The sequence below is a fragment of the Kitasatospora sp. GP82 genome (assembly GCF_029892105.1).
In the GTDB taxonomy this organism is placed as follows: domain Bacteria; phylum Actinomycetota; class Actinomycetes; order Streptomycetales; family Streptomycetaceae; genus Kitasatospora.
This window is the reverse complement of record NZ_JARZAJ010000004.1, coordinates 200744-216659: the sequence shown is the minus strand read 5'-3', so window position 1 is coordinate 216659 and position 15916 is coordinate 200744. Positions and strand designations below refer to the sequence as shown.

Sequence of the window (15916 nt, the reverse complement as noted above, 5' to 3'; positions counted from 1 at the left end):
TCTGGTCGCGCAGGTTCCTCCCGGGTGCTCATCCCGGGGTCATCCGTTCGGTGGACAGGGGGAACCTTGCGGTGGATCTACGCGTCTCCAGAGGTTCTGCCGCCGCGTCGACGAGGGGTCCGCCGGGGGCGCCGGGCGGGTCTGGGAGACTGATACGCGATGACAACTGCGAACACGACCGGTACGGCCCTGCTCACCCATGGGGCCCGGGCCGAGGCGACCATTGATCTGGCCGCCCTGCGCGGGAACCTGGCTGCGCTGCGCGACCGCACCGACGGCCCTGCACTGATGGCGGTGGTCAAGGCGGATGCCTATGGCCACGGCGCGGTGCGGTGTGCCCGCGAGGCCGTCGCGGCCGGCGTGAACTGGCTGGGTACGGCGACGCCGGAGGAGGCGCTGGCGCTGCGCGCGGCGGGGATCGGCCCGGACCAGGCGCGCGTGCTGTGCTGGCTCTGGACCCCGGGCGGCCCCTGGCAGCAGGCGCTCCGCGCCGAGCTGGACATCTCGGTGAGCGGCCAGTGGGCCCTGGACGAGCTGCTGGCGGCGGTCCGCGCGACCGGCATCAGCGCCCGGGTGCACCTGAAGGCCGACACCGGCCTGGGCCGCAACGGCTGCCAGCCGCGCGAGTGGCCCGAACTGGTGGCTCAGGCACTGCGCGCCGAGGCGGAGGGCCTGATCCGGGTGGTGGGCATCTGGTCGCACTTCGCGGCGGCGGATGAGCCGGGCCACCCGTCCATCCAGGCGCAGCTGGACAGCTTCTCCGCAGCCCTGGCCTACGCCGAGAGCGCCGGGGCGCGCCCGGAGGTGCGGCACTTCGCCAACTCCCCGGCGACGCTGCTGCTGCCGCAGTCGCACTACGACCTGGTCCGTACGGGCCTGGCGATGTACGGGCTGTCGCCCGTTCCCGAGGTCGGCTCGCCGGCCGACTTCGGGCTGCGCCCCGTGATGGCGCTGAGGACCCGCCTTGCGCTGGTGAAGTCGGTGCCGGGCGGCCACGGTGTCAGTTACGGGCACCACTACACGACCCCCGGCGAGACCACCCTGGGCCTCGTCCCGGTCGGTTACGCCGACGGCATCCCGCGCCACGCCAGCGGCACCGGTCCGGTGCAGGTGGGCGGCAAGTGGCGGATCGTCGCGGGCCGGGTGGCGATGGACCAGTTCGTCGTGGATCTCGGCGGTGACACGCCCGAGGTCGGCGAGGAGGTGCTGCTCTTCGGCAACGGCGAGCACGGCGGGCCGACGGCCGAGGACTGGGCGCTGGCCTGCGGCACCATCGCGTACGAGATCGTCACCCGGATCGGCGCCCGGGTACCGCGCCGCTATCTCGGCGGCTCGCAGGGCACGGGTCTGCTGCCGTGAGTGAGCCGACCGTCAGCCGCAACCCGGTGGCCGCCGTGGCGAAGGCCGCCGAGTCGGCCTCGGCCGGGGTGAGCCGGGCCGGGCTGATCGGTATCTCGGTCGGCGTGGTCGCGGCCGGTGCCGCCGCCGGGGTGGCGATAGAACGGCTGACGGTCGGCCGTACGATGCGCCGCCGGGCGCGGCAGGAGCTGGACGCCGCCGCCCCGTACGGTTCGCTGCGCGGCCGCCCGCGCACGGTGGCGGCCCCGGACGGCACCGAGCTGTACGTGGAGCTGGACGGCACCGGCTGGGCCGGCCCCGTCCAGGTGCACCCGGAGGACGGCAGAGGCGGGCGGGGCTGGTTCTCCCGCATGCGCGGCGAGAACCACGTCGACCGGACGGGGCTGCCGGGCGTACTGGCGGGCTCCGGCGCGCTGGTGCGGGCCGCCAACCGCCGCAGCTTCGGCGCGGCGGCCCCCGAGACCCCGGGCGCGGCGGTCACCGTGATCTTCTGCCACGGCTACTGCCTCAGCCAGGACAGCTGGCACTTCCAGCGCGCCGCACTGCGCGAGGGCATGCGGCTGGTCTTCTGGGACCAGCGCAGCCACGGCCGCTCCGAGCGCTCCCGCTCCTTCCTGGCGGGGGAGGCGTCCTCCATCGACCAGCTGGGCGGCGACCTCAAGGCGGTCGTGGACGCCGTCGCCCCCGAGGGCCCGATCGTCCTGGTCGGCCACTCGATGGGCGGCATGACCGTGATGGCACTGGCCGACCAGTACCCCGAGCTGTTCCGCGACCGCGTCGCCGGGGTCGCCCTGATCGGCACGCTGGCGGGCAACTGGAACTCCGTCACCCTCGGGCTGCCCGCCGCCGGTGCCAAACTGCTGCGCCGCCTCGCCCCCGGGGTGGTGAGACTGCTGGGCCGCCAGGTCGAGCTGGTGGAGGCCACCCGCCGCCTGGGCTCGGACCTGACGGGTGTGCTGTACCGCAGGTTCTCCTTCGGGACGAAGGATGTGGACCCGGCCGTGATCCGGTTCGCCGAGCAGCTGCTGGACGCCACCCCGATCGACGTGGTGGCCGAGTTCTACCCGGCCTTCGGCGCCCACGAGAAGACCGAGGCCCTGGTCGCACTGCGGGGCATCCCGACCCTCGTCCTGGCCGGTACCAAGGACCTGCTCACGCCGCCCGAGCACAGTGAGGCGATCGCCCGGGAGCTGCCCGAGGCCGAGCTGGTGCTGGTCCAGGACGCCGGCCACCTGGTGATGCTGGAACGCCCGGAGCTGGTGGACCAGCGCCTCGCCGGGCTGCTCGGGCGGGCCGTCGAGCACATCGGCGCGGCTCCGCTGCCGCAGGCCGTCCGCGACCTGGCCGGGTCGGACGGCGACCCCGAAGCCTGACCGTCACCGGCACCAGCCGGTCGAACACCCCCGGAAGGAATCCGTGACCCCGATGGGCTCGCAGACCGCCATCACTGTTGCCTCCCCCGAGCGGATGAACCGGCTCGGCCGGGACCTCGCCGCGCTGCTCAGGGCGGGTGACCTGGTGCTGCTCTCCGGCGAGCTGGGCGCCGGGAAGACCACCCTGACCCGCGGCCTGGGCGAGGGCCTCGGCGTACGGGGCGCGGTGACCTCGCCGACCTTCGTGATCGCCCGGGTGCACCCCTCGCTGACCGGTGGTCCCGCGCTGGTGCACGTGGACGCCTACCGGCTGGGCGGCGGACTGGACGAGATGGAGGACCTCGACCTGGACGTCTCGCTGCCCGAGTCGGTGATCGTGGTCGAGTGGGGCGAGGGCAAGGTCGAGCAGCTGACCGAGGACCGGCTGGAAGTCCGGATCGAGCGGGCGATCGGCGGCACGGCCGAGGACGATTCGGACCCGCGCCGGGTGACGGTGACCGGTCTCGGCGAGCGCTGGGCGGCCGTCGATCTCTCGGCCCTGGCTGTCGAGCCGGCCTGAGCCGAACGGCCCGGTCCCACCGGATTCCATCACCGGATCGAGTGAAGGCGGTCGCACGTACGAGGGAGGTTTCCGACAGGGCGTCGGCAAAGTGTTGCGGCCGGGCCCTCCGGCATGGTGGGATGGTGCTGCGGTTAGGTCTGCCTAACTAGGGAGGCGCCATGTCGAGCACCACCCCCGCCGCCAAGCCCACCCCGCACCGGCGGGTTCCGGATGACTGCCCCGCCGAGGACGGCCCGGCGGTCCCGATGCGTACGTTGCTGGCCGCCTGCGCGGCCGCCGCCGCCGTGTCCACCCCGCCGAAGCCGGAGGCGGACGCCAAGTCGGCGAAGCCTCCCGCCCACACCCCGAAGGCCGCGTAGGCCGCAGCCCGCCGCCACATCCCCCCCGGGGGGGATCCGGCGGTCCCGGGGCTACGGGATCACGACGACCTTGGTGCCGGTCGGGGCGAAGTCCCACAGTGTCTGGCCGTCGGTCCGGCTGGAGCGGATGCCGCCGGTCTTCAGCCTGCCCGCGTCCGCGGTGGCGGACGGCGAGGCGCTCGGGGTGACCGTCCCGCCGTTCACGGCGGCGCTGAAGCCGAAGACCGTCCCGCTCTGCTGGCTGAAGCGCACCACGTGCTCGATCTGCACGCCGTCGGTGCCGGTGGTCGAAGCCGTGCGGCTGTAGACGCTGTAGTTGCCGGGGCTCGGCTCGGCCGTCCCCGGGGTGACCTTGAAGGCCGCCTGGACCGGCGGCGTCTTCCTCGGGTCCACCAGCCAGACCGAGTTGCTGCCGAGCGAGTACACCACCCGGCGGCCGGTGCCCGAGGTGGCGGGCAGCGGGGGAGGGGTGGGGGCGGCGCCGGCGGCCGGGGCGGTCGTGGTGCCGGTGCCGGCACCGGTGCCGGCACTGGTGCTCGCCGACGGCTTGGCGGCAATGGCCCTGGTCTCCGCGCCGTTGGCCTGGAACGCCAGCAGGCCGACCACCGCCAGGGCACCGACGGTCAGGCCGGTGACCACCACTCCAGGACGCGTGTTCGCCACGTGCGCTCCGATCGCCGCCTCATGCTGTCCGGGCCCATCGTGCCAGGTCTGTCGGGCTGCACCGGACCGATCCGGACGTGTGTTCCGAACCAGTACGAAATGTCGACCCCGGCGACCCTCTAACCTTGACCCCGTGCTGCTGCTCGCGTTCGACACCGCAACCCCCGCCGTCACCGCCGCCGTCCACGACGGCACGGCCGTCCTCGCCGAGACCTTCCAGGTCGACGCCAGAAGGCATGGCGAGCTGCTGCTCCCTGCCGTGGAAGAGGTGCTGCGCACCGCAGGCGTCGACAAGCACCGGCTGACCGCCATCGCGGTCGGTGTCGGCCCGGGCCCCTACACCGGTCTGCGGGTCGGCCTGGTCACCGCCGCCGCGCTCGGAGACGCGCTCGGGGTGCCCGTCCACGGTGTCTGCACCCTGGACGCCATCGCCCACCAGGCCCGTGCCGAGGGCCTCACCGGACCGTTCACGGTTGCCACCGACGCGCGTCGCAAGGAGGTCTACTGGGCCTCGTACGACGACTCCGGCATCCGGGTGCAGGGCCCCGCCGTGGACCGCCCTGCCGAACTGGCCCCCGAGGCTCGCTCGGTCGGCGCCGGAGCGCTGCTCTACCCCGACACCTTCCCCCACGCGCAGGGGCCCGAACACGTCTCGGCCGGTGCGCTCGCGGACTTCGCCGCCACCGAGCTGGCCGCCGGGCGCGAACTGCTGCCCAATGTCCCGCTCTACCTGCGCCGGCCGGACGCCCAGGTGCCTGCGGGCTACAAGGCGGTGCTGCCGGCGTGAGCGAGCGTAGCGAGCTCACCGATCGGCCCGGCAGCGAGCGTAGCGAGCTCACCGATCGGCCCGGCAGCGAGCTCACCGATCGGCCGACCGGCGACCGGATCGAGCCCACCGATCGGCGCCGCCGTGCGGTGGCCCTCCGGCCGATGCGCTGGTGGGACATCGACCCGGTGATGGAGCTGGAACTCCGGCTCTTCCCCGAAGACGCCTGGTCGCACGGGATGTACTGGTCCGAGCTGGCCGAGGTCCGTCCCGGCGGCACCCGCCACTACACCGTCGCCACCACGCCCGACGGCGCCATCGTCGGCTACGCAGGGCTGATGGTGGTCTCCGGTGAGGGCGATGTCCAGACCATCGCGGTCGAACCCGGCCACCAGGGCACCGGCCTCGGCAGCGCTCTGCTGGCCGATCTGATCGCGGAAGCCGCCCGCCGGGACTGCGCCGAGCTGCTGCTGGAGGTACGGGTGGACAACCCGCGCGCCCAGCGCCTCTACGAGCGCTTCGGCTTCCAGCCGGTCGGCATCCGGCGCGGCTACTACCAGCCCGCCAATGTGGACGCACTGGTCATGCGTCTCGACAACCCGCAGGAGGACGCCCCGCAGCAGGACGTCCCGCAGTACGACGTGAAGGAACCTGAGCATGGCTGACGAACCGCTCGTCCTCGGTATCGAGACCTCCTGCGACGAGACCGGAGTCGGCATCGTCCGGGGGACCACCCTGCTCGCCGACGCGGTCGCCTCCAGCGTCAACGACCACGCCCGCTTCGGCGGCGTCGTCCCCGAGATCGCCAGCCGGGCGCACCTGGAGGCGATGGTCCCGACCATTCGGCGCGCCCTGGACACCGCCGGGATCAAGGCGTCCGACCTGGACGGCATCGCCGTCACCGCAGGTCCCGGCCTCGCCGGGGCGCTGCTGGTCGGCGTGAGCGCGGCCAAGGCGTACGCGTGGGCGCTGGACAAGCCGCTGTACGGGGTCAACCACCTCGCCTCGCACATCTGCGTGGACCAGCTGGAGCACGGCCGGCTGCCGCAGCCCACGATGGCCCTGCTGGTCTCCGGCGGCCACTCCTCGCTGCTGCTCAGCGCCGACATCACCACCGATGTCCGCCCGCTCGGCGCCACCATCGACGACGCGGCGGGCGAGGCCTTCGACAAGGTCGCCCGGGTGCTCGGCCTCGGCTTCCCCGGCGGCCCGGTGGTGGACCGCAAGGCCCGCGAGGGCGACCCGAGGGCGATCGCCTTCCCGCGCGGTCTGAGCGGCCCCAAGGACCCCGAGTACGACTTCTCCTTCTCCGGCCTCAAGACGGCCGTCGCCCGCTGGGTCGAGGCCAGGCGCCGGGCGGGCGAGAGCGTGCCGATCGCCGATGTCGCCGCTTCCTTCCAGGAGGCCGTCACCGATGTGCTCACCCGCAAGGCCGTCAAGGCGTGCAAGGCCAACGGTGTCGACCATCTGATGATCGGCGGCGGTGTGGCGGCCAACTCGCGGCTGCGCGAGATGGCCCAGCAGCGCTGTGACAAGGCGGGCATCGTGCTGCGGGTGCCGCGTCCGGGCCTGTGCACCGACAACGGCGCGATGGTCGCCGCGCTCGGTGCCGAGATGGTCTGGCGCGACCGGGCGCCGTCCGCCTTCGACCTCTCCGCCGACTCCTCGCTGCCGGTCACCGAGGTCTCGGTGCCGCACACCGACCTGCACTCCGCCGCGCACCGGGCGCTTCAGTCGTGACCGTCGCGCAGATGTGGGAGGCCAGGGCGGCCGAGGGCCGGGGCGGCGAACTCTACCGCTGGGTGCACGACGCCGCCCTGCCCGCGCTGCGCGGCTCGGCCGGTCCGGCCCGTACGGAGGTGTTCACCGCCCCGGGGGACCGGGTGCTGCTGATCACCTGGTGGACGGCGGAGCCGTCCCCCGTCCCCGACCCGCCCGCCGAACTGCTCTCGCGCCCGGTGCACCGCTGGAGCTTCACCAGCAACCACGTGGAACAGCGTGACGTCCCTGTGAGTGTTGGGCGGACAAGGACTGGGAGCGCGGCGCGGTGAGGAACTTCAGGACGTACGCGGCCGGGGCGGCGGTACTGCTGCTGTCGGTCACGGGGTGCAGCAGCGGCGGCGGTGGCGGCAAGGCCGCCGCACCCGAGAGCCCGGCGGCCCCGACGGCCCAGGCCTCCGCCGCACCCCAGGCCTCCGATTCCCCGGGCGCGCCGCAGACCGCGGCGTGGTCGAAGTGGGGCCTCAAGCCGCTGCCGCAGGCGCCCGCCGCGCCGGCCGACAAGCCGATCAAGCTGGCCAGGACCGGCACGGTGCCGGTCTTCAGCGAGGTGCCGACCAAGGACAAGGTCGTCTTCGTCACCATCGACGACGGGGCCGAGAAGGACCCCAAGTTCGTCGAGATGCTCACCGACCTCAAGGTGCCGATCTCGATGTTCCTGACCAAGGACATCGTCAAGAACGACTACGGCTACTTCAAGCCGCTCCAGGCCCTCGGCAACCACATCCAGAACCACACCGTGGACCACCCGCAGATGAGCAGGATCTCGGCGGCCAGGCAGAAGTCCGAGGTCTGCGACGACCAGTCGGCGCTCACCCAGCAGTACGGCACGGCCCCGCTGCTCTTCCGCCCGCCGTTCGGCGACGGCGCGCACACCGCCACGCTGAACACCGCGGTGCAGGAGTGCGGGCCGCGCGCCGTGGTGCTGTGGCGGGAGTCGATGCAGATCCACGACATGCAGTACCAGTCCGGCGACAAGAAGCTGAAGCCCGGCGACATCATCCTCGCCCACTTCCGCGGACCCTCGGAGCTCAAGGGCGAGACCATGACCCAGATGTTCGGCGAGCTGCTCAGCCGCATCCAGGAGCAGGGCTTCGCGGTCGCCCGCCTGGAGGACTACATTCAGGCGCCCACCGGCTGAGCGGCCGTCACCGGCCGGCCCAGCATCATCAGCGGGCCGTGGTCGGTCCGGCTGAGGATCACCGTCAGCTCGTTCGGCCCGCTGGGCTTGAGCTGGCGGCGCAGCTCCTCCGGGGTGATGCCGATACCGCGCTTCTTGATCACCACCGTGCCGACCCCGCGCTCGCGCAGCAGGGCCTTCAGCTTCTTCACGTTGAAGGGCAGGACGTCGGAGATCTCGTACGCGTGCGCGTAGGGGGTCGCCACCAGCCGGTCGGAGGTCAGGTAGGCGATCATCGGGTCGATCAGCGTCCCGCCGATCTGCTCGGCCACCTCGGCGACCAGGTGGGCCCGGATCACCGCGCCGTCCGGCTCGTAGAGGTAGCGGCGCACCGGGCCGGCCGCGGGGTCGGGCAGCAGGCCGCCGGTCAGGGTGCGGTCGCCGGGAAGCAGGGTCGCCCGGTGCGGGTGGGCGGCCCGGGTGCCGAACCAGATGGCCGCCTCCTTCACCTCGCCGTGGTCCGAGACCCACTCGGCCTCGGCGCCCTCGGGGACCAGCTCGTGCGGGATGCCGGGCGCGATCTTCAGTGCACCGAAGGGCGTACGGCGGGCTGCCTCGATCGCCCAGGAGAGCGGCGGCGAGTACGCCTCCGGGTCGAAGACCCGGCCGCGTGAGGTACGGCGCGCCGGGTCGGTGAAGACCGCGTCGTACCCGGTCACATCCACCTCGGTGACATCCGCGCAGCGCACCTCGATCAGCTCGGACAGGCCCAGCGCTGCGGCGTTCGCCTCGGCGACGGCGCAGGTCAGCGGGTCGCGGTCGACCGCCAGCACCGAGATGCCGACGCGGGCCAGCGCGATCGCGTCCCCGCCGATCCCGCAGCACAGGTCGGCCAGGCGGCGCACCCCGAGCGCGGCGAAGCGCTGCGCGCGCCACTCGGCCACGCTGCGGCGGGTCGCCTGCTCGACGCCGTTCGGCGTGAAGTACAGCGCATCCGCCTGCTCGCGGAACTTCGCCCTGGCCCGCTGCCGCAGCTGTGCCTGGGCGAGCGCGGCCGACACCAGCCCGGCCGGGTGGTCACGGCGCAGCCGGGTGGCCAGCGCCAGCTCCTCGCCGGGCTTGAAGTCGCGCAGCTCGGCCAGCAGCGCCCGGCCCTCGTCGGTCAGCAGGGCCCGGAACGATTCGATCTCCACGGGGCCATTCTCCTCGGTCGGCGCGCGACGACGACCGGCACCGTCGAGGGCGCTGCCCCGCTCACCCGCGGCGGTACCCGTTCCCCGGTGCGGACTGGCGGCGACGGTGTTGGCCGTCGGCCCGGCGCGGGCGTGCAGGGGTCGTCAACCTCCTTGTGGCCGGGGTCAGTTGCACTTGCCGCTGCCGCTGCCGCTGCCGCTGTAGCACGGCTGGTGGTTCGACGGGAGCGGGTGGGGTCTGCGCTCCTCGTCGTGGCGGTGGCCGTACCCGTAGTTGACGGAACCGAGAACCAGCAGGATGACGAGTGCGACCACCATGGCGGCCGGGGCGATCCGCAGCCGGAAGCAGGCCGTCACCACGGCGGCCAGCAGAAGGGCGGCGGTGAAGCCCCAGTACGTCACCACCGGGGGCCAGTCGTACGGCAAGGGCAGGGTGCCGTCCGACGTCTGCCAGTTCCGGAAGAAGGTCCGGAGGACCAGCAGGGCGGCGGCGACGGCGCCGGCCGGCACGAAGGCGGCGAGCAGCACGCCGGTGACCAGGAAGTCGTTGTCCCGGCGCAGGCGCGGCGGTTCTGACGCGTGATCGGACATGGCGGCAGTCTGCTCCGGCCGGGGTGGGTCGTACATGCGTACGGCTACTCGGGTGCGGCGGCGAGTTCTGCCGAATACCGAGCCACGCCGTTGGCACTCTGGTTGACTGAGTGCTAACGGCCGCCTATGGTCGTTCCTGGCACTCCCCACCGGGAGAGTGCTAATGCGATGGAGTGTGTCTGACCCCCGCGACGGCAGATCCGCAGACATCGCCACCGACCTGTAGAACAACCCCGTAATCTCCGAAGGGGAGCTCGGACGTGACCGCCAGCAGCAAGGTTGCCATCAAGCCGCTCGAGGACCGCATCGTGGTCCAGCCGCTCGACGCCGAGACCACCACGGCCTCCGGCCTGGTTATCCCGGACACCGCCAAGGAGAAGCCCCAGGAGGGCGTCGTCCTGGCCGTCGGCCCGGGTCGCTTCGAGGACGGCCAGCGTCTTCCGCTCGACGTGACCGTCGGCGACGTCGTCCTGTACTCGAAGTACGGCGGCACCGAGGTCAAGTACAACGGCCAGGAGTACCTGGTCCTCTCGGCCCGCGACGTCCTCGCGATCATCGAGAAGTAAGACGTACCGACCCGCCCCGGATTCGTGTCAGCACTGACAGGAGCCCGGGGCGCGGTTGTTGGCTCACGTATGCAGAAACCTTAGGGAACGGAACCATGGCGAAGATCCTGCAGTTCGACGAGGACGCCCGCCGCTCGCTGGAGCGCGGTGTCAACAAGCTGGCCGACACCGTCAAGGTGACCATCGGCCCCAAGGGCCGCAACGTCGTCATCGACAAGAAGTTCGGCGCCCCCACCATCACCAACGACGGTGTGACCATCGCCCGCGAGGTCGAGCTCGACGACCCGTACGAGAACCTTGGCGCGCAGCTGGTCAAGGAGGTCGCCACCAAGACCAACGACGTCGCGGGTGACGGCACCACCACCGCCACCGTGCTCGCCCAGGCCCTGGTCAACGAGGGCCTGCGCAACGTCGCCGCCGGCGCCGGCCCGGCCGCCCTCAAGAAGGGCATCGACAAGGCCGTCGCCGCCGTCTCCGAGCACCTGCTCTCCGTCGCCCGCGAGATCGAGGGCAAGGACGACGTCGCCGCCGTCGCCTCCCTGTCCGCCCAGGACACCCAGGTCGGCGAGCTGATCGCCGAGGCGATCGACAAGGTCGGCAAGGACGGTGTCATCACCGTCGAGGAGTCGAACACCTTCGGCGTGGAGCTGGACTTCACCGAGGGCATGCAGTTCGACAAGGGCTACCTCTCGCCGTACTTCGTCACCGACGCGGAGCGTCAGGAGGCGGTCCTCGAGGACCCGTACATCCTGATCAACCAGGGCAAGATCTCCTCCATCCAGGAGCTGCTCCCGCTGCTGGAGAAGATCCTGCAGGGCGGTGCCTCCAAGCCGCTGCTGATCATCGCCGAGGACGTGGACGGCGAGGCGCTCTCCACCCTCGTGGTGAACAAGATCCGTGGCACCTTCAACGCCGTGGCCGTCAAGGCCCCGGGCTTCGGTGACCGCCGCAAGGCCATCCTCGGCGACCTGGCCACCCTGACCGGTGCCACCGTCATCTCCGAGGAGGTCGGCCTCAAGCTCGACCAGGCCGGTCTGGACGTGCTGGGCAGCGCCCGCCGCGTCACCATCACCAAGGACGACACCACGGTCGTCGACGGCGCCGGTGACCACGAGGCCGTGGCCGGCCGCGTGGCCCAGATCAAGGCCGAGATCGCCGTCACCGACTCGGACTGGGACCGCGAGAAGCTGCAGGAGCGCCTGGCCAAGCTGGCCGGCGGCGTCTGCGTCATCAAGGTCGGCGCCGCCACCGAGGTGGAGCTCAAGGAGCGCAAGCACCGCCTGGAGGACGCCATCTCGGCGACCCGTGCCGCGGTCGAGGAGGGCATCGTCGCCGGTGGCGGCGCCTCCCTCGTCCACGCCGCCAAGGTGCTGGACGGCGGCCTGGGCCTGTCGGGCGACGAGGCGACCGGTGTCGCCGTCGTCCGCAAGGCGCTCGCCGAGCCGCTGCGCTGGATCGCCCAGAACGCCGGCCTCGAGGGCTACGTCATCACCCACAAGGTCGCCGAGCTGGAGGCCGGCCACGGCTACAACGCCGCCACCGGCGAGTACGGCGACCTGCTGAAGGCCGGCGTCATCGACCCGGTCAAGGTCACCCGCTCCGCCCTGGAGAACGCCGCCTCCATCGCCTCCCTGCTGCTCACCACCGAGACCCTCGTGGTGGAGAAGAAGGAAGAGGAGGAGGCCGGTGGCGGCCACGGCCACTCGCACGGCCACGGCCACTCCCACTGACGCCTGACTCAGTGACCGGAGGCCCGGCCCGTACCCTTGGGGGTGCGTGCCGGGCCTCCGGCGTCTCCCCAGGGTGATCACTGTGCGCGCGAAGTCGGATGCAACTGCGGTCAGCCGGGCGCGGTGGACACGTTGTACCCCCGGGCAGAGCCCTGCGCCCCTGAGTGGTCGGCCGATTGCGTGAGCATGGCGAGCATCAGGAAAATTTTGCGATGGCCAAAGTCTGCCTTATAACTGAGGCATGATCGAGGCCCGCCATCTGCGTGTTCTGCGTGCTGTCGCCCGGACCGGCTCCTTCTCCGCCGCCGCCCGCGAACTCGGCTGTACCCAGCCCGCCGTCAGCCAGCAGATGAAGGCTCTGGAGAAGTCCGTCGCCACACCGCTGGTGGTCCGCTCGGGGCGGGGCATGCAGCTGAGCGAGGCGGGCCAGGTGCTGCTCAAGCACGCCACCGGCATCCTCGCCGGACTCTGTGCCGCCGAGGAGGAGGTGGCCGCGATCGCCGGGCTGCGGGCCGGGCGGGTACGGCTGGTCTCCTTCCCGACCGCCAGCTCGACCCTGGTCCCGCCGGCCGTCGCCCGGCTGCGGGGCGCCCATCCGGGCGTGCGTGTGTCGCTGGTGGAGGCGGAGCCGCTGGAGTCGCTGGCGATGCTGCGCGGCGGTGAGTGCGAGATCGCGCTGGCCTTCCGCTACCCGGACTCCCAGGGCGGTCTCTTCCCCGCCAGTGCGCACAGTTCGCCGCGCGAGGCCCGCGCCGAGGCGGCCCTGGAGGCCGCCGCCACGCTGGCGGCCAACGACTGGTCGGATCTGGTGGTCCGGCCGCTGCTGGACGATCCGCTGGTCGGCCTGCTCCCGGCCGGGCACCCGCTGGCCGGACGGGACGAGAGCAGCCCGGTGGACCTGGCCGAACTGGCAGCCGAACAGTGGATCGCGGGCTGCCCGCAGTGCCGGGGTCATCTGGTGGAGCTCTGCGCCGCCGCGGGCTTCGACCCCCGGATCGACTTCGCCACCGACGACTACCCGGCGGTGGTCGGCCTGGTGGCGGCCGGGCTCGGGGTGGCGGTGCTGCCCGGCCTCGCGCTGCGATCGGTGCGTCATGCGGGTGTGGTGGCGGTTCCGGTGCGGGCGGCGACCGGTGATCCGGCCGTCCGCCAGGTGGTCGCCCTGACCCTGCCGGATCTTGCGGAGGTACCGGCCGTCTCCCTGATGCTGGATCAGCTCTCGGGTTCCGTCGTCGACTGACCGGTGGTCGGGGAGGGGTCCTCGTAAGGGCGTGAGGCATGCGGAAGCCTCGTGAAGAAACGTTTCTTCACGAGGTGTCGGACCGTCAGTGCCCCGCTGTCGTGGGTGCAGCGAGCGGGGCCTCGACCAGGCGGTTGCGCGAACGCCCCATCAGTTCCTCGCGCTCGTCCTCGGTCAGCCCGCCCCAGACGCCGTACGGCTCTCGTACGGCCAGCGCGTGTGCCGCGCACTGGGCCCTCACCGGGCACCGCATGCAGACCTCCTTGGCGCTTGCCTCGCGCGAGCTTCGCGCAGCCCCGCGCTCGCCCTCCGGGTGGAAGAAGAGCGAACTGTCCACGCCGCGGCAGGCGGCGGAGAGCTGCCAGTCCCAGAGGTCTGCGTTGGGGCCGGGGAGGCGGGAGAAATCTGCCATGGCTCATTCCCTTCGAGGGTTCGACGCCGGGAGACTCGTCGGCTCGGCGAGGCTGCGATGGGCCGGTATGGACACCTGGAAATATGACTTACGGCAACCACTGGGACAAGTCACCCACAGAGTTACACAACAGTCAATGACCGTACAGAAGCTATAAAAACGGACAAACAGGGGCATGGTGTTTGGCGAGCCTCGCTGTGGCAACCGGGTGGCGCCGGGGGCGTGGGCGGGCATCCTGGCGCGCGTGTGGTGCGCGGACCGCGCGCGAGCAGCACAAAAGTGCGGCGTGTGCACCGCGAGGTAGCTGATCCGTAATGGGTTGGCCACGTACAGTGGTGGAGATGGCCCTGAGGGCCGTAACTCATTCGAGTGACGGTCGTTGGTTGTGCGGAGGCGGTTAGCGGGCGCTGGGCGTCGGGAACGATCGCGGGGTAGTCGGCGATCCGAACGAAGTCCGTCGCCAATCGGCCGTGTCGGAGAGAGTTCGAACCAGCCAGGAGGCTCAACGTGACGCGGATCAGCTGCGGAGGACGGTCATGACATCCGTACTCGTCTGCGACGATTCACCCCTCGCCAGGGAGGCGCTTCGCCGCGCGGTGGCGACGGTGCCCGGTGTCGACCGGGTGACCACTGCGACGAACGGTGAGGAGGTACTCCGCCGCTGGGTGGCCGACCGCTCCGATCTCGTTCTGATGGACGTCCGAATGCCTGGCCTGGGCGGGGTGGAGACGGTCCGGCGGCTGCTGTCGGCCGACCCGGGCGCGCGCATCATCATGCTCACCGTCGCCGAGGACCTGGACGGGGTCGCCCTCGCGGTCGCCGCCGGCGCCCGCGGCTACCTGCACAAGGACGCCTCGCGGGCCGAGCTGCGGGCCACCGTCACCCAGGCGCTCGCCGACCCGACCTGGCGGCTCGCCCCGCGTCGGCTGCGCAGCCCCGACATGGGTGCGGCTCCCACGCTGACGGCGCGTGAGATCCAGGTGCTGGAGGGGATGAGCCACGGCCGCAGCAACGCGGAGATCGGCCGGGAGCTCTTCCTCTCCGAGGACACCGTCAAAACCCATGCCCGGCGCCTGTTCAAGAAGCTGGGCGCATCGGACCGGGCACACGCGGTGGCCCTCGGCTTCCGCTGGGGCCTGGTCCGCTGAGCGAGGGCCGCCCGGCTGTTTCGATCGCTCAGACGTATGACGTTGAGGTCCCGAGGCTGCACCATGGAGTAGTGGAGCACCTCGGGGACCGGCGGACAGGAACTGCGGCGACGAGTGCGGCCGCAGGAGGCTCGGCGAGCGGAACGACAATGGGCCCCTCCGGCCCGGTGGCGGAGTCGGAGGGCGGGGCGGGAGGCGGCGCGGTGCGTACGGTGCCAACGCACAACGGTGCGGTGCATAACGTTCCGATGCACAACTCCGGACGCGGTGCCGCGTTTTCCGGCTCGACAAGGCACCATGGACCGATGTACGACGACGAGGCCCGGTCCGAAGAGCCACCCCCCGGTGCTCCCGCGACCGATCAGTCGTACCCGGAGGACAGCGAGACCCGTCGGCCGGTGCTCGGCACCGGCGGTTCGGCGCAGTTGGGCGGTCTGGTGACCGCCGCCGTCCGCGGCGAGGGTCCGGCGATTGATGCGTTGCTCGCCTATGTCCACCCGCTCGCCCTGCGCTACTGCCGTGGCCGGCTGGTCCGACTGCCGGGTGGCGCCCGGCACCATGTGGACGATGTGGCCCAGGAGGTCTGCGTCGCGGTGCTCTGTGCGCTGCCGCGCTACAAGGATGAGGGCCGCCCGTTCGAGGCCTTTGTGTACGGGATCGCCGCGCACAAGATCGCGGACCTCCAGCGGGCCGCGATGCGCGGACCGGGATCGACCGTGATCCCCCCCGACGACCTGCCGGAGCTTCCCGACGAGGCGCTCGGCCCGGAGGAGCGGGCGCTGCTCAGCAGCGACGCCGCCTGGGCCAAGGAACTGCTCTCCAACCTGCCCGCCAGGCAGCGCGAGCTCGTGCTGCTGAGGGTGGCCGCCGGGCTGTCTGCGGAGGAGACGGGTGAGGTGCTCGGCATGTCGCCGGGTGCCGTCCGGGTGGCCCAGCACCGGGCGCTGAGCCGACTTCGGGCGCTGGCGGAAGAGTCCTCGTAGCTCCAGCGTTGTCAAGGGGGCGCGATTCAATACCCCGGACACCAGTACCATGGGGTATCGGCGCCTGGTCGG

18 protein-coding genes are annotated in these 15916 nt (G+C 71.9%); 14 read left to right on the top strand and 4 right to left on the bottom strand.

Annotation, left to right across the window (positions count from 1 at the left end):
• Positions 1 to 159: 159 nt before the first annotated feature.
• The 4 genes from alr to P3T39_RS05845 all read left to right on the top strand — a co-directional run bounded on the left by alr (position 160) and on the right by P3T39_RS05845 (position 3653).
• Positions 160 to 1359, top strand: a complete 1200-nt coding sequence (alr, locus tag P3T39_RS05860) for an alanine racemase (protein WP_280696266.1) — start codon at positions 160 to 162, stop codon at positions 1357 to 1359.
• Positions 1360 to 1385: 26 nt separating this feature from the next.
• Entirely contained in the window at positions 1386 to 2732 is a 1347-nt protein-coding gene (locus P3T39_RS05855; protein ID WP_280696379.1) for an alpha/beta hydrolase, read from the top strand.
• Positions 2733 to 2784: 52 nt separating this feature from the next.
• Entirely contained in the window at positions 2785 to 3291 is a 507-nt protein-coding gene (gene tsaE, locus P3T39_RS05850) for a tRNA (adenosine(37)-N6)-threonylcarbamoyltransferase complex ATPase subunit type 1 TsaE (protein ID WP_280696265.1), read from the top strand.
• A gap of 161 nt (positions 3292 to 3452) precedes the next feature.
• Entirely contained in the window at positions 3453 to 3653 is a 201-nt protein-coding gene (locus tag P3T39_RS05845) for a hypothetical protein (RefSeq protein ID WP_280696264.1), read from the top strand.
• Between the two features lie 51 nt (positions 3654 to 3704).
• Here P3T39_RS05845 and P3T39_RS05840 read toward each other — a convergent pair whose 3' ends face one another.
• A complete protein-coding gene (locus P3T39_RS05840; protein ID WP_280696263.1) occupies positions 3705 to 4316 on the bottom strand; it encodes a hypothetical protein in 612 nt (203 codons plus the stop codon).
• A gap of 133 nt (positions 4317 to 4449) precedes the next feature.
• Here P3T39_RS05840 and tsaB point away from each other — a divergent pair, with 133 nt between their 5' ends.
• The 5 genes from tsaB (at position 4450) to P3T39_RS05815 (ending at position 8002) form a co-directional block, all read left to right on the top strand.
• On the top strand, positions 4450 to 5103 hold the full coding sequence (gene tsaB, locus P3T39_RS05835) for a tRNA (adenosine(37)-N6)-threonylcarbamoyltransferase complex dimerization subunit type 1 TsaB (RefSeq protein ID WP_280696262.1): 654 nt from the start codon (positions 4450 to 4452) through the stop codon (positions 5101 to 5103).
• 143 nt (positions 5104 to 5246) lie between these two features.
• Positions 5247 to 5747: a ribosomal protein S18-alanine N-acetyltransferase gene (gene rimI, locus P3T39_RS05830; protein ID WP_280696378.1), complete on the top strand. Its 501-nt coding sequence runs from the start codon at positions 5247 to 5249 to the stop codon at positions 5745 to 5747.
• Positions 5740 to 6822: a tRNA (adenosine(37)-N6)-threonylcarbamoyltransferase complex transferase subunit TsaD gene (gene tsaD, locus P3T39_RS05825; RefSeq protein ID WP_280696261.1), complete on the top strand. Its 1083-nt coding sequence runs from the start codon at positions 5740 to 5742 to the stop codon at positions 6820 to 6822. Before rimI ends, tsaD begins: the two co-directional genes overlap by 8 nt.
• Complete coding sequence (locus P3T39_RS05820) at positions 6819 to 7133, top strand: hypothetical protein (RefSeq protein WP_280696260.1); 315 nt, start codon at positions 6819 to 6821, stop codon at positions 7131 to 7133. Before tsaD ends, P3T39_RS05820 begins: the two co-directional genes overlap by 4 nt.
• Complete coding sequence (locus P3T39_RS05815; protein WP_280696259.1) at positions 7130 to 8002, top strand: polysaccharide deacetylase family protein; 873 nt, start codon at positions 7130 to 7132, stop codon at positions 8000 to 8002. Before P3T39_RS05820 ends, P3T39_RS05815 begins: the two co-directional genes overlap by 4 nt.
• Here P3T39_RS05815 and P3T39_RS05810 read toward each other — a convergent pair.
• Together P3T39_RS05810 and P3T39_RS05805 are read right to left on the bottom strand one after the other, a co-directional pair.
• Entirely contained in the window at positions 7984 to 9174 is a 1191-nt protein-coding gene (locus P3T39_RS05810) for a class I SAM-dependent methyltransferase (RefSeq protein ID WP_280696257.1), read from the bottom strand. The genes P3T39_RS05815 and P3T39_RS05810 overlap by 19 nt on opposite strands.
• Before the next feature lie 165 nt (positions 9175 to 9339).
• Positions 9340 to 9765: a DUF6234 family protein gene (locus tag P3T39_RS05805; protein WP_280696256.1), complete on the bottom strand. Its 426-nt coding sequence runs from the start codon at positions 9763 to 9765 to the stop codon at positions 9340 to 9342.
• A 260-nt stretch (positions 9766 to 10025) separates the two neighbouring features.
• Here P3T39_RS05805 and groES point away from each other — a divergent pair, with 260 nt between their 5' ends.
• The 3 genes from groES (at position 10026) to P3T39_RS05790 (ending at position 13301) form a co-directional block, all read left to right on the top strand.
• The gene (gene groES, locus P3T39_RS05800; protein WP_280696255.1) at positions 10026 to 10331 is read left to right on the top strand and encodes a co-chaperone GroES; all 306 of its coding nucleotides are present in this window, start codon (positions 10026 to 10028) and stop codon (positions 10329 to 10331) included.
• Positions 10332 to 10426: 95 nt separating this feature from the next.
• Entirely contained in the window at positions 10427 to 12061 is a 1635-nt protein-coding gene (gene groL, locus P3T39_RS05795) for a chaperonin GroEL (RefSeq protein WP_280696254.1), read from the top strand.
• Between the two features lie 241 nt (positions 12062 to 12302).
• A complete protein-coding gene (locus tag P3T39_RS05790; protein WP_280696253.1) occupies positions 12303 to 13301 on the top strand; it encodes a LysR family transcriptional regulator in 999 nt (332 codons plus the stop codon).
• Between the two features lie 85 nt (positions 13302 to 13386).
• Here P3T39_RS05790 and P3T39_RS05785 read toward each other — a convergent pair whose 3' ends face one another.
• Entirely contained in the window at positions 13387 to 13713 is a 327-nt protein-coding gene (locus P3T39_RS05785) for a WhiB family transcriptional regulator (RefSeq protein ID WP_280696252.1), read from the bottom strand.
• 536 nt (positions 13714 to 14249) lie between these two features.
• On the opposite strand from P3T39_RS05785, the gene P3T39_RS05780 reads away from it, so the two are divergent.
• Together P3T39_RS05780 and shbA are read left to right on the top strand one after the other, a co-directional pair.
• Complete coding sequence (locus P3T39_RS05780) at positions 14250 to 14861, top strand: response regulator transcription factor (RefSeq protein ID WP_014136228.1); 612 nt, start codon at positions 14250 to 14252, stop codon at positions 14859 to 14861.
• Between the two features lie 305 nt (positions 14862 to 15166).
• Positions 15167 to 15844 carry an RNA polymerase sigma factor ShbA gene (gene shbA, locus P3T39_RS05775; protein ID WP_280696251.1) on the top strand — a complete coding sequence of 226 codons (678 nt, stop codon included), beginning with the start codon at positions 15167 to 15169 and terminating at the stop codon, positions 15842 to 15844.
• The last annotated feature ends 72 nt before the right edge of the window (positions 15845 to 15916 follow it).